General features: G+C 65.4%; 10 protein-coding genes. 7 read left to right on the top strand and 3 right to left on the bottom strand.

The window, feature by feature from the left end; translation table 11 throughout:
* The first annotated feature begins 35 nt into the window (after positions 1-35).
* Complete coding sequence (locus tag BB934_RS06805; RefSeq protein ID WP_099508957.1) at positions 36-911, top strand: TIGR01459 family HAD-type hydrolase; 876 nt, start codon at positions 36-38, stop codon at positions 909-911.
* A 246-nt stretch (positions 912-1,157) separates the two neighbouring features.
* Positions 1,158-2,102 carry a bifunctional riboflavin kinase/FAD synthetase gene (locus tag BB934_RS06800; protein WP_173909430.1) on the top strand — a complete coding sequence of 315 codons (945 nt, stop codon included), beginning with the start codon at positions 1,158-1,160 and terminating at the stop codon, positions 2,100-2,102.
* A gap of 269 nt (positions 2,103-2,371) precedes the next feature.
* Here BB934_RS06800 and BB934_RS06795 read toward each other — a convergent pair whose 3' ends face one another.
* Genes BB934_RS06795 through BB934_RS06785 form a run of 3 tightly spaced genes read right to left on the bottom strand, consistent with a single transcriptional unit; the run spans position 2,372 to position 5,179 of the window.
* Complete coding sequence (locus tag BB934_RS06795) at positions 2,372-3,541, bottom strand: DUF3095 domain-containing protein (protein ID WP_099508955.1); 1,170 nt, start codon at positions 3,539-3,541, stop codon at positions 2,372-2,374.
* Between the two features lie 9 nt (positions 3,542-3,550).
* The gene (gene msrB, locus BB934_RS06790; RefSeq protein WP_099508954.1) at positions 3,551-4,054 is read right to left on the bottom strand and encodes a peptide-methionine (R)-S-oxide reductase MsrB; all 504 of its coding nucleotides are present in this window, start codon (positions 4,052-4,054) and stop codon (positions 3,551-3,553) included.
* Positions 4,055-4,084: 30 nt separating this feature from the next.
* The gene (locus BB934_RS06785) at positions 4,085-5,179 is read right to left on the bottom strand and encodes a catalase family protein (RefSeq protein ID WP_099512670.1); all 1,095 of its coding nucleotides are present in this window, start codon (positions 5,177-5,179) and stop codon (positions 4,085-4,087) included.
* Between the two features lie 339 nt (positions 5,180-5,518).
* Here BB934_RS06785 and ileS point away from each other — a divergent pair, with 339 nt between their 5' ends.
* From ileS to BB934_RS06760, 5 genes are all read left to right on the top strand, one after another.
* Positions 5,519-8,467 (top strand): isoleucine--tRNA ligase, encoded by a 2,949-nt coding sequence (gene ileS / locus BB934_RS06780; RefSeq protein ID WP_099512669.1) that lies wholly within the window; start codon positions 5,519-5,521, stop codon positions 8,465-8,467.
* 116 nt (positions 8,468-8,583) lie between these two features.
* On the top strand, positions 8,584-9,060 hold the full coding sequence (gene lspA, locus BB934_RS06775) for a signal peptidase II (protein WP_099512668.1): 477 nt from the start codon (positions 8,584-8,586) through the stop codon (positions 9,058-9,060).
* Between the two features lie 87 nt (positions 9,061-9,147).
* Positions 9,148-9,786 (top strand): hypothetical protein, encoded by a 639-nt coding sequence (locus tag BB934_RS06770; protein WP_157934067.1) that lies wholly within the window; start codon positions 9,148-9,150, stop codon positions 9,784-9,786.
* A 215-nt stretch (positions 9,787-10,001) separates the two neighbouring features.
* Positions 10,002-11,333 (top strand): M16 family metallopeptidase, encoded by a 1,332-nt coding sequence (locus BB934_RS06765; RefSeq protein ID WP_099508952.1) that lies wholly within the window; start codon positions 10,002-10,004, stop codon positions 11,331-11,333.
* 26 nt (positions 11,334-11,359) lie between these two features.
* Positions 11,360-12,637, top strand: a complete 1,278-nt coding sequence (locus BB934_RS06760) for a M16 family metallopeptidase (RefSeq protein WP_099508951.1) — start codon at positions 11,360-11,362, stop codon at positions 12,635-12,637.
* The last annotated feature ends 13 nt before the right edge of the window (positions 12,638-12,650 follow it).

The raw sequence follows: 12,650 nt of genomic DNA, 5'->3' as shown, positions 1-12,650 counted from the left end.
GGCCTACCCGCCCGGGTTCAAAAAAGTGAGAACCCATGACCGCTTTGTCCCGCCCCGTTCACGTCGAGGGCCTGCAATCTCTCGCCGAACGCTACGATCTTGTCCTCTGCGACGTCTGGGGCGTGCTGCACAACGGCGTCAAAGCCTATGAGGCGGCAAGCGACACCCTGACCCGCTTCCGCGCCAAGGGCGGGCAGGTGGTCCTCGTCTCCAACGCGCCGCGCCCCGGCGCTTCGGTCGGAACGCAGCTCGACGGTTTCGGTGTGCCGCGCTCGGCCTATGATGCCATCGTCACCTCCGGCGACCTGACCCGGCTCGCCATCGAGGAGCGCATCCGGCAGATCGTCCATCACATCGGCCCGCCCCGCGACATGCCGATCTACGATGGGCTCGACGTGCGCTTCGGCTCGATTGACGAGGCCGATTACGTGGTCTGCTCCGGCTTCGACGACGACGAGAACGAGACCGTCGAGAATTACCGGGCGCGGCTCGAGGCCATGCGCCGGCGCAATCTCCTGATGGTCTGCGCCAATCCCGACCTCATCGTCGAGCGCGGCCACATGATCCTGCCCTGCGCCGGCACTATCGGTCTCGCCTACGAGGAGATGGGCGGCGAGGTTCTCTATGCGGGAAAGCCGCATGCCCCGGTCTATGACAGGGCGCTTGCGGTAGCCGCCGACATCGCAGGCCATCCGATCCCGAAGGACAGGGTGCTCGCCGTCGGCGATGCGATCCGTACCGATATCGCCGGCGCCGCGGGCTACGGCATCGATTCCCTGATGATCGCACGCGGCATCCATTCCGAGGAGCTGGGTCTGCACAAGGGCGATCTCGTCTCGGACAACGTGCAGGATTGGGTCGACCGTCAGCCGGTCCGGCCGACGGCTTTTACGGAAGTGCTGTCCTGGTAGGGCGTGGCTAGACCCCCTCGTGTCATCACCGGCCTCGTGCCGGTGATCCCGATGCGAGAGGCGCGGCGCTCTTCGAGTCGGGATGGCCGGCACAAGGCCGGCCATGACGTGAGAGGCTGTTGTCGTCGCCCGAGAATGATGTTGGAGCGGGTCGCTGACGCCGCCTCCCTTGACCCAGGGGTCGGATTTCGACAGGGTCCCGCCCGCACCCTATCCGCAAAGATGAGTCCCGAGGTTTCTCCCACGATGCACCCACCGTTCGCGATCTGCCGCGATGGCGAGCCCGTGCCCGAGAGCCTCGAGGGAGCGCTCGCCGCCATCGGCAATTTCGACGGCGTGCATCGCGGGCATCAGCATCTTCTCAAGATGACACTGGACTCGGGCCGTCCGGCCGCCGTCGTCACGTTCGAGCCGCATCCGCGCACCTTCTTCCAGCCCGACAGGCCGCTGTTCCGCCTCACGCCGGAGCCCGTCAAGCTCAAGATCTTCTCGCGGCTTGGGCTTGCGGGCGTTTTCCAGCGCCGGTTCAACGGCAGCCTCGCCGCGCTGACGGCTGCCGGCTTCGTGGACCTGCTGGCACATGATCTGCGCCTCTCCGGCGTGGTGATCGGCCACGACTTCCATTTCGGCCGCAGCCGCGAGGGCAATCCGGCCCGCATGGCCGAGCTCTGCCGCGAGCGGGGGCTCGACTGCCTCGTTGCGCCGGCCATCGTCGAGGGAACGGAGCCGGTGTCTTCGAGCGCGATCCGGTCGGCCCTGGAGGCGGGCGACATCGCCGCGGCCAACCGGCTTCTCGGCTTTCGCTGGTTCGTGCAGGCGGAAGTCCGCCATGGCGACAAGCGCGGCCGGGTGCTCGGCTATCCCACGGCCAATATGCGCTTAGCCAGCGATTGCCGTCTCCGGCACGGCATCTACGCGGTCAGGGCGTCCGTGGGCGGCAGGCCGGTCGACGGCGTCGCGAATTTCGGCCGGCGGCCCACCTTCGACAACGGCGCGCCGCTGCTCGAAGTGCATCTCTTCGACTTCGCCGGCGATCTCTACGGGCAGACATTGGATGTGGAATTCATCGGCTGGATCCGCGGCGAGGAACGCTTCGACAGCGTCGAGGCACTGATCGCGCAGATGGATCGAGACTCGGTCAAGGCGAAGAGGATGCTTGCCGAAGATAAGACGGTTTCGATGATCGGCTGATCCCCTCAGGTGTCATCCCGGACGAAGCGCAGCGAAGATCCGGGGTCGCTTTTAGAATAAAGCGCTGTCATTCCGGGGCCGCGCAGCGGAGCCCGGGATCCATAACCACCGCCGATGTAGAATTAGAAAGGCGGGGGCTGCTGCGTCTTTCCCCCAAATGCCGTGTTTATAGATCCCCGCCTTCACGGGGATGACAGTGCTGAGGTTTCGGCGCCTCGTCCTGAAGACGATCCCGGATCTCGCTTCGCTCGTCCGGGATGACACCCTTTTCACGCCACCGGCTTCAGCGCCCGTGCGGCCATGGCGTAGCCGCCCATGGCGCCGTCGACGAAATGGATGTGGTCGGCCCGGGTGGGCGAGGGCACGAAGCAGGTCATGAGGGCGGCGTCCTGCCGGTGCAGTCCGGAGCGCGCGATCCCTTTCTGCTCAGCGTCCTGCACCAGCGCCTCCAGCCGGTCGGCGAGGGCGGGAGTGCAGTCGAGCGTCATGCGCAGGCCATCGTCGAATTTGCGGAAGTCGGTGTTCTGGACGAGCTGGTGCCGGTAGCGGGCCGGATCGAACCGGCCGACCGTCAGGCCGAACCGGAAGACCAGGAAGGCGACGACGCGCATGAACGCCATCTCCGCGAGCCTACCGAGACCCGGCCCGTTCTTCCGGACGGTCTTGGCCTCGATGGCGAAGCCCTTGAACGGCGAGGGCACGGGCGGCCCGTCATCAGGGACGGGGCGCCCGGCTTCATGACCTTCAGCCAGGGCCAGAACCTGGTTGACGAGGGCGTTGAAGGCCTCTGAGTTGGCTTCGGCGTTGGGCAGGATGATCAGGGACAGAATGACCCCTCGCTGCGGCGTGATTTCGTCGAAGCGGCAGGTGAGGCCGGAGAGGTCGGGCAGGGTCCCCGGCGGCGCCGGCGGGATGGCGAAGGCGCCTTCCTTCATCCGCCGCTCTGCATAGGCGAGGCCGCCGCCGGAGAACATGGCGTAGGACACGTCCGGCGAGGCGGCGAAGCGGGCGATGCGCACATCGTGGCCCTGCGCCCGGATCTCGGAGACCGGAATGAGCGCAACGCGCAGCTCGAAGTCGAACGAGTCCCGCACCCAGGCCGCTACCGCCGCGAGGACCTCCCGCGCCACATCGGATTGCGAGGCCGGCAGGGCGAAGCTCGCCCCATCCCCGCCGAACACGAAGGGAAACTCGCTCGTGCCGAGCGTGTTGGAAACGGCCGCGATGACGGAGGCCGCCGCCGTGTTGACCTCCTTATAACGCCCTTCGGCGATGGCGGCGGTCGAGCGCACGATGTCGCTCAAGCCCAGCACCCAATCGTCCGGAGCGGGCATGTAGAGCTCGGGATCGGTCAGCTGGGAAAAATGATCGAAGACGGGCAGGCGGTCGTAAAAGTCCGCTTCCTCCCTGCTGCCCGTCTCGGGTCTCTTGGCGTCCATGGTGCGGCTTCAGCCTACCGCTTCACCCTCCGGCGCCCCTCGTCCCAACTCGTCCGGCAGCGGATCGCCCTCGGCGACGAAGCGCAGGGAGACGGAGTTCATGCAGTAGCGCTCGCCGGTCGGGGGCGGGCCGTCGTTGAACACATGGCCGAGATGGCCATCGCAGCGGGCGCAGCGGATCTCAATGCGCACCATGCCGTAGCTGGTGTCGCGCACGAAGGCGATATGATCGCGGTCGATGGGGTCGAAGAAGCTCGGCCAGCCGGTGCCGGACTCGAACTTGGTGCCCGCATTGAACAGGGGCAGCCCGCAGAGGCGGCAGCAATAGGTGCCCTTCTCCTTGGCCTCGTTGAAGATGCCGCAGAACGGCCGCTCCGTGCCGTGCTCGAGCAGTACGCGGCGCTCCTCGTCGTCGAGATTGGCGACGAGGGCGTGCAGTTGCTCGGGGCTTGGCGGGTTGAGGTCGAAACCGGCTTTCGAGCGCCGCTTGTCGTCCACGGGGGAGGGGGCCATGGGTCTTCCTCTTAAATGTTTGAGGAACCTCTACACCGGAATCGCATCCAGCGTCTTCGGCTCCTCGATCACGTGCCCGTTATGGGCCGCTCTGAACGCGGCGGAAGCCTCGTAAGCCTTCCGGCGCAGACGCATGATCACGCCCAGGGGTCGATGCGCGGCAAGGCCATGCCAGGGACTGAAGGACAGGCCTTCGTCGATGGCGGCAACTTTGTCCTCGCTCCATGCCTCCTGAGGCGCAATCGTGATGCGACCCACGGAAATATAGGGACTCTCCTCCTCAGGCCACAAGACGGAGGCATCCTCTACCGGCATGGTTTCGAGATCGGTGCAGAGCTGGACCCGGATCTCCCATTCGCCCCCGTGCCGGTGAAAGAAATCGACCACCGCCTCGCGGATGCCGTCGGGCTTGCCCTTCAGGTCGAGGGGCGCGTCCTTGAGCTCCTTCAACTCCAAGCTCACCGGAGCGACCGAGACCTTCGCGATGTAATCGCCATAGCGGATGGGAGCCTGGGAAAAGAAGGTCTCGCCAAGGATATGCGTTTCCGGGTGCCCGCCCAGCGCCTTCAGCTTCGCGCTCTCTCCGCCGAAGGCCTCTATCAGGCTCTCCAGGCCGCGGGAGACCGTCGAGACGACCTTCTTGGTGCGATCGAGCCGGTCGGTGGTCTTTTCGAGAAGCTTCAGGTTCTGCGCGAAGGTTTTGGGGCTCGACTGGAAGGCAGGCCCGTTCACCAGCACGAAATCCTGGGTCGTGGCGCCCTCCGAGCCGGGCAGGCGCTCACCTTCGACGTCGGAGACCTTGATCGACACGCCGCGCGGGGTGGAAATGCTGTCGTCGAGAATGTCGCCGGGCGTCGTGGAGAGCCTCATGACGACCGGATACGTGCCTGGCCTCGCGAAGAGCCCCTGGGCCAGAACCGGCGGCAGGCCAGGGGGGACATGGAGCTTGCCTTTGAGAACGCCGTGGCTCTTGGCGTGGACGCTGCGCACGGCGTGGCCGTAATCCTCAAACGTCTTCTCCCGGACCTTGCGCATGGAATCGAGGATGCTCGCCCCGATCTCCGCCTCCTGCGGATGGAGCGTCTCGACCGAGGGATCGTAGCGGACGGGCGAGGGGGGCGGCAGGCGATCGGCTTCGGACAAGGGGGGCTCCATGGTGAAAGGTCGCGCCCTGTTCGGGCATCCGGGCAAAGCCTGATCCCGGCAATGGTTCCGCCGGGCCGCAGAGGTCCCGGGCCCGCAAAACTCTCTCGCGTCTGTGCTTTATTATCCGGCCATGCGCTGCTAAAAGGCTCCTCATGCCCATGGTTTCTCAGGATCTGCCGGCGGCCCGCATAGGCGCTGCGCGAATTATCGGCCCGGCTTTCGCATGACCTGCGAAGGTCCGGGATCCTAGCCGTTCGCCCCTGACAGAAGCCGATGCGCCCGCCTGACTTGCGGGCCACACAAGACCGATTGACCGTGATGACCGATAAGCTTGAGAGCGCCGCCCGCGACTATTCCGAAACCCTGTTCCTACCCCAGACCGAGTTCCCCATGCGGGCCGGCCTGCCGCAGCGCGAGCCGCAGCTCCTGCAGCGCTGGAACGAGAACCAACTCTACGAACGCCTGCGCGAGGTCCAGAAGGGCCGTCCGCGCTTCGTGCTGCACGACGGCCCTCCCTATGCCAACGGCAACATCCATATCGGCCATGCGCTCAACAAAATCCTGAAGGACATGGTCGTCCGCTCGCAGGGCATGCTCGGCTTCGATTCCAACTACGTGCCGGGCTGGGACTGCCACGGCCTGCCGATCGAGTGGAAGATCGAGGAGGAATATCGCGCCAAGGGCAAGAACAAGGACGATGTGAACATCGTCGAGTTCCGCCGCGAGTGCCGCGCCTTCGCCGAGAAGTGGATCGACGTGCAGCGCGAGGAGTTCAAGCGCCTCGGCGTCGAGGGCGACTGGACGAACCCGTACCAGACCATGTCCTACGACGCGGAAGCGCAGATCGCCCGCGAGATCATGAAGTTCGCCGTGAGCGACCAGCTCTATCGCGGCTCGAAGCCGGTCATGTGGTCGTCGGTCGAGAAGACCGCGCTCGCCGAAGCGGAGGTCGAATATCACGAGAAGACCTCGCCCACGATCTGGGTGAAGTTCAAGATCACCAACACGCTGGACGGCGATCTCGACGGCGCGTCGGTGGTCATCTGGACGACGACGCCTTGGACGATCCCGGCCAACCGCGCCATCGCCTATGGCGAAAACATCGCCTACGGCCTCTATGAGGTTACGGAGGCCGCCGAAGACAACTGGGCCAAGGTGGGCGACCGGTTCGTTCTTGCCGACAAGCTCGCGGCCGACGTGTTCGCGGCGGCGCGCGTCGCCGAGTACGAGCGCGTGAAGGACGTGCTGCCGGTGATGCTCGAGCGCTGCGCGCATCCGTTCCGCGGGCTCGAGGGCGCCAACGGCTATTGGGATTTCGGCGTGCCGGTGCTGCCCGCCGATTACGTGACCGACGATGCGGGCACGGGCTTCGTGCACACCGCTCCCGGCCATGGCGCGGACGACTACAACACCTACGTGAAGCACCGCGACGTGTTCGCCGCCTGCGGCACCAAAGAGGTGCCGCATACGGTCTCGCCTGACTCATCGTATTTCCCCGACGTGCCGTTCTTCGCGGGCGAGCGCATCTATGACGACAAGGGCAAGGATGCGGGCGCCAACGAGGCGGTGATCAGGAAGCTCGTCGAGGTCGGCGCGCTCATCGCGCGCGGGCGCCTGAAGCACCAATATCCGCATTCGTGGCGCTCGAAGGGTCCGCTGATCTTCCGCAACACGCCGCAATGGTTCATCTCCATGGACAAGCCGCTCGACGACAAGGGTGACACCCTCCGTCAGCGCGCGCTCCATGGCATCAAGACCGTCGAGTGGGTGCCGGAGACCGGTGAGAACCGCATCACCGGCATGATCGAGAACCGCCCCGACTGGGTGGTCTCGCGCCAGCGCGCCTGGGGCGTGCCGATCGCCGTCTTCGTGAAGAAGGGCACCAACGAGATCCTCAAGGACGAACGCGTCAACGACGCCATCGCCGACGCCTTCGAGAAGGAGGGCGCGGATGCATGGTATGCGGATGACGGATCGCGTTTCCTGAAGGCCAGCGGCTACGACCTGAACGATTTCGACAAGATCAACGACATCCTCGACGTGTGGTTCGATTCCGGCTGCACTCACGCCTTCGCGCTCGAGAAGCGCGAGGACCTGAAGGTGAAGCGCAAGGTGGATGGTGGGCCTGATCAGGTCATGTACCTCGAGGGCTCGGACCAGCATCGCGGCTGGTTCCACTCGTCGCTGCTCGAGAGCTGCGGCACACGCGGCCGCGCGCCTTACGACATCGTCCTGACCCACGGCTTCGTCCTCGACGAGAAGGGCCAGAAGATGTCGAAGTCGCTCGGCAACGTGGTCGCGCCGCAGAAGGTGATCCAGGATTCCGGCGCCGACATCCTGCGCCTGTGGGTGGCGGCCTCCGACTACTCCGACGATCTGCGCATCGGCCCGGAAATTCTGAAGACCTTCGTCGAGACCTATCGCAAGCTACGCAACACGATCCGCTGGATGCTGGGCTCGCTCGCGCATTTCCGCGAAGTCGACAAGGTTGCGGTGAGCGAGATGCCGGAGCTCGAGCGCTTCGTTCTCCATCGCCTCGCCGAGCTCGACGGCGAGATGCGCGAGGCTTACAGCACCTTCGACTACAAGCGGGTGATCGCGCTTCTGAACTCGTTCATGACCACGGACCTGTCGGCCTTCTATTTCGACATCCGCAAGGACGCGCTCTATTGCGACCCGATCTCGGGCAAGGTGCGCAAGAGCGCGCTCACCGTGATCGATCAGGTCTTCCGCTGTGTGGCGACTTGGATCGCTCCGATCCTCGCCTTCACGGCGGAGGAAGCCTGGCTCGCGCGCTATCCGGAGGCCGAGTCCGTGCACCTCGAAACCTTCCCGCAAGTGCCGTCGGAATGGCGCGACGCGGCGCTGGCCGAGCGCTGGGCGAAGGTGCGCCGCGTGCGCCGTGTCGTCACCGGCGCGCTCGAGATCGAGCGTGCGCAAAAGCGCATCGGTGCGAGCCTGGAGGCCGCGCCTGTGGTGCACATCGCCGACGAGAGCCTGTTCAAGGCCGTCGACGGTCTCGACCTCGCCGAGATCTGCATCACCTCCGGCATCCGGGTGGTGCAGGGCGAGGGCCCGGCCGATGCCTTCCGTCTCGACGATGTGAAGGGCGTGGCGGTCGTGCCAGCTCTGGCGACGGGGCGTAAATGCGCTCGCTCCTGGAAGGTGACGCCTGATGTCGGCGCCGACCCCGACTACCCGGACGTGACGCCCCGCGACGCGGCGGCGCTGCGCGAATGGGATCAGCTCAGGGCGGCCGCCGAATGAGCAAGCCAGACGAAACCGGCGCACCGCTGACCGATGCAGCGGCGCAGCGCCCGCGTGCCGCGAGCCGGCCGCGCGGCGCGAGGGGCAGGGCACGTCCTGCCGCGAAGGGCTTCTCCATGGCTGCGATCCTGGGCTTCTCCACGGCCTTGATCACCCTCGTCCTCGATCAGGTCACGAAGCTCTACACGTTGTTCGTCTACGACCTGCCGGTGAAGGAGCCGGTGGAGTTCGCCCCCTTCATCAACCTCATCGTGGTCTGGAACCGGGGCATTTCCTATGGCCTGTTCCAGCAGAATTCCGAGCTCGGGCGCTGGGGGTTGATCGTCATCTCGATCCTCGCCGCCATCGGCCTGTCGGTCTGGATCCGCCGCACCAATGCCAAGCTTCTGGCGGTCTCACTCGGCCTGATCGTGGGCGGGGCCGTCGGCAATGTGATCGACCGGCTGGCCTATGGCGCCGTGTTCGATTTCATCCAGTTCCACATAGGCTCTTGGTCCTGGTACGTCTTCAATGTGGCCGATGCCGCTATCGTTGCGGGGGTGGTCGGTTTGCTCTATGACTCCTTCGTCCTGGAAGGGCGGCGGGCAAAATAACGATATTTTATGGCGCCTGCTGCCATATGTTCGCCAGAATGAGCGATCAGGCCTTCCGGCCACAATGAGAAACGAATGGTGGGTGCCATGAAGGGAATGAGAATCATAGGCCATGCGGGGGCCTTGGCGCTTATGGTCGCCGCCACCGGCGCATCGGCGCAGGAAGGCGAAGCGGTTAAGAGCATCCTCGGCGCCATCGGCATCATTCCCAAGGAAAAGGCTCCCATCACCTACAATGAGCGTGCTCCGCTCGTCCTTCCGCCCAAGATGGACCTGCCGGCTCCGGCCGCGGGCGGCGGCGCCGAGGCACGCAACGGCAACTGGCCCAAGGATCCGGACGTGGCCGCCCGGCGCAAGGCCGCAGCAGAGGCCCGCACGCCCTATACCAGCTCCGAGCTCTACAAGAATACCGAAGGCCATCGCCTCTCCATCGAGGAAATGCGTGCCGGCCGCAACCCGAACAACATCGTGACGACCGCCCCGACCAAGGTCGACCGTCAGGCCGAAATCAGCCGCATGTCGCCCGACGAGCTGCGCGCCTTTTCCAAGGATGAGAAGCCGGAGCTGCAGGGCAACGGCCTCGACCGCCGCTATCTCAGCGACCCTCCGGGCGATCTGCTCAAGGCCCAGGGCGGGCGCCGCCTCAAGGCTTCCTCCGATCCGGCCCCGATGGGCGATCCCGACAGCCCGTCGGCCTATCTCCGCCAGCAACAGAGCAGGCAGTAGACCTTGTCTCTTCCCAATTCCTTCAGGCGAACGGGTTCACCCGCTTCGCCTGAAAACGTTATGGGGGCTGTGAAAAGCCAAGCCTGGGCCGCCTGTCTGCGCGGATTACCCATACCGGAAAAGATGCGCTGCTCCGCTTGCCTAGCCGCCTAATTTGACTATCCCCGTAGGAGCCATCCTGCGAAATGATTTGTTGTCGCCAAGGTTGAAACGTCATGGACACTGCTTCAAAGCCCCTACTTCGCGCCGACGCCGCCTCCTTCGGGCGAACGGAGGGCAGCGGTCCGAGCCTGTCGTCCTTCACCCTCGACAACGGTCTTGACGTCGTCGTCATTCCCGATCGCCGCGTTCCCGTCGTCACTCACATGGTCTGGTATCGCAACGGTTCGGCAGACGATCCGCTCGGGCAATCGGGCATCGCGCATTTTCTCGAGCATCTGATGTTCAAGGGCACGGAGAAGCACCCGGCAGGCGAGTTCTCGAAGGTGGTCTCGGGCCTCGGCGGTCAGGAGAACGCCTTCACCTCGTTCGACTACACGGCCTATTTCCAGCGCGTCGCGCGCGAGAATCTCAAGACGATGATGGAGTTCGAGGCCGACCGCATGACGAACCTCCTGCTGGAGGAAGCCGTCATCGCTCCCGAGCGCGATGTGGTGCTTGAAGAGCGCCGCATGCGCGTCGAGACGGATCCGTCGGCACAGCTCTCGGAGGCGATGGCGGCTTCGCTCTTCGTGCATCATCCTTACGGCATTCCGATCATCGGCTGGATGCACGAGATCGAAACATTGAATCGCGACAACGCGCTCGACTACTACCGTCGCTTCTACACGCCCGAGAACGGCATTTTGGTGGTCGCCGGCGACGTGACCGAGGATGAGGTGCGCCGCCTCGCCGATGCCACCTACGGCCGCATCGCGCCGCAGGGCAAGCGCCCGGTGCGCCAGCGTCCGCGCGAGCCGGAGCCGGTGGCGGCACGTCACATCACGGTGGCCGATCCCAAGGTCGAGCAGCCGACCCTGCAGCGGCTCTATCTCGTGCCGTCCTGCCGCACGGCCTCGCAGCGCGATTGCTATTCGCTCGAGCTTCTCGCCGAGGTGATCGGCGGCGGGCCGACATCCTATCTCTACCGCAAGCTCGTCATGGAGCGCGGCATCGCGGTGAATGCCGGCGCCTGGTACATGTCATCCGCCATGGAAGACACGCGATTCTGCGTCTATGCGGTTCCGGCCGAGGGCGTCTCGCTGCAGGCCCTGGAAGAGGCGGTGGATCAGGTGCTCAGGACCGCACCCGCCGAGGCGCTGGATGCGGATTCCATCGAGCGCGCCAAGACGCGCCTCGTCGCCGAGACGATCTATTCCACCGACAGCCAATCCTCGCTCGCCCGCATCTACGGCTCGGCGCTCGCCATCGGCGAGACCATCGAGGAAGTGCGCCGCTGGCCCATCGAGATCGAGACCGTCATGAAGGACGATCTCGCCTCCGCGGCCGAGCGCTATCTCACCCCCCGCCGTTCCGTGACGGGCTATCTGCAGAAGTCGGCTTCCTGATCGCCTGCACAAGAACTGAGGTCACCATGACAGCTTCTGTCGAAACCCTGTCTTCGTCGCCCACGATTGTGAAGGCGCTGACATCTCCGGGCGGTGTCGAGGCGTGGCACGTCGAATCCGACGTGGTGCCGCTGATCGCCGTCTCCTTCATCTTCGAAGGCGGATCCGCGCACGATCCCGAGGACAAGCCGGGCGTGGCGCAGATGCTCGCCCGCCTGCTCGACGAAGGCGCGGGCGACTACGATTCCGATGCGTTCCAGGAGCGTCTCGCTGCGCGCGCCATCGAGCTCTCCTTCAACGCTGGCAACGATGCGCTCGGCGGTTCGCTGAAGACCCTTGTGAAGCATGCGGACGAGGCTTTCGAGCTGCTGCGTCTTGCGCTCGCCGAGCCGCGCTTAGATCAGGATGCCATCGAGCGCGTGCGCGCGCAGACCATCGCGGGCCTGAAATACCAGCAGAACGATCCCGGCGTCATGGCGACGCGCCGCTTCTTCGAGGAAGGCTTCGCCGGCCATCCTTATGGCCGTCCGACGTCGGGCACGCCCGAGAGCGTGGCGGCGATCACGCGCGACGATCTCGTCGCCATGCATCGGGCGATCATCGCCCGCGGTCGCGTCAAGATCGCGGTCGTCGGCGCCATCGGCAGCGACAATCTCGCCAACCTGCTCGACAAGGTGTTCGGCGGCCTGCCGGAGGCGAAGCCTCTCAGCGTCATCGAGCACGCGACGCTGCAGAAGCTCGGTTCGCGCATCGTGGTCGACCTCGACGTGCCGCAATCGGTCATTCGCTTCGGCATGAACGGCCTCGCCTGGCGCGATCCCAGCTTCATCCCGGCCTATGTGCTCAACCACATCCTCGGCGGCGGCGCCTTCACGTCGCGCCTGTTCCAGGAAGTGCGCGAGAAGCGCGGTCTCGCCTACAGCGTCGGCACGTCGCTGGTGAGCTATCGCTCGGCCGCCATGACCTGGGGCTATACGGCGACGAAGAACGAGCGCGTCGTCGAGGCGCTCGACGTGATCGCCGACGAGATGGCGAAGCTGACGAGCGAAGGTCCGTCCGACGAAGAGCTGCAGAAGGCCAAGGATTACCTCATCGGCTCCTATGCGCTGGGCTTCGACACATCGACCAAGATCGCCCACACGCTCGCGCAGATCGCCTTCGAGGGTCTCGGCATAGACTATATAGGCCGCCGCAACGGCCTCGTCGCCGCCGTCACCCAAGCCGATATCCGCAGGGCCGCCGAGCGCGTCTTCGGCGATGGACAGATGTTGACGGTGATCGCGGGACGGCCGACGGGAGTGTGATCGTCGGCGGCTG

Origin of the sequence: Microvirga ossetica, assembly GCF_002741015.1 — a bacterium.
GTDB classification, from domain to species: Bacteria; Pseudomonadota; Alphaproteobacteria; order Rhizobiales; family Beijerinckiaceae; genus Microvirga; species Microvirga ossetica.
Note: the sequence above shows the minus strand (reverse complement) of the source record. Positions and strands in the feature narration are given on the sequence as shown.

Bases quoted from the DNA above. Each gene is read 5' to 3' on its own strand.
- BB934_RS06760 (WP_099508951.1), top strand. From the start codon at position 11,360: ATGACAGCTTCTGTCGAAACCCTGTCTTCGTCGCCCACGATTGTGAAG.
- BB934_RS06805 (WP_099508957.1), top strand. From the start codon at position 36: ATGACCGCTTTGTCCCGCCCCGTTCACGTCGAGGGCCTGCAATCTCTC.
- BB934_RS06770 (WP_157934067.1), top strand. From the start codon at position 9,148: ATGAAGGGAATGAGAATCATAGGCCATGCGGGGGCCTTGGCGCTTATG.
- ileS (WP_099512669.1), top strand. From the start codon at position 5,519: ATGACCGATAAGCTTGAGAGCGCCGCCCGCGACTATTCCGAAACCCTG.
- BB934_RS06765 (WP_099508952.1), top strand. From the start codon at position 10,002: ATGGACACTGCTTCAAAGCCCCTACTTCGCGCCGACGCCGCCTCCTTC.
- BB934_RS06795 (WP_099508955.1), bottom strand. From the start codon at position 3,541: ATGGACGCCAAGAGACCCGAGACGGGCAGCAGGGAGGAAGCGGACTTT.
- BB934_RS06800 (WP_173909430.1), top strand. From the start codon at position 1,158: ATGCACCCACCGTTCGCGATCTGCCGCGATGGCGAGCCCGTGCCCGAG.
- lspA (WP_099512668.1), top strand. From the start codon at position 8,584: ATGGCTGCGATCCTGGGCTTCTCCACGGCCTTGATCACCCTCGTCCTC.
- msrB (WP_099508954.1), bottom strand. From the start codon at position 4,054: ATGGCCCCCTCCCCCGTGGACGACAAGCGGCGCTCGAAAGCCGGTTTC.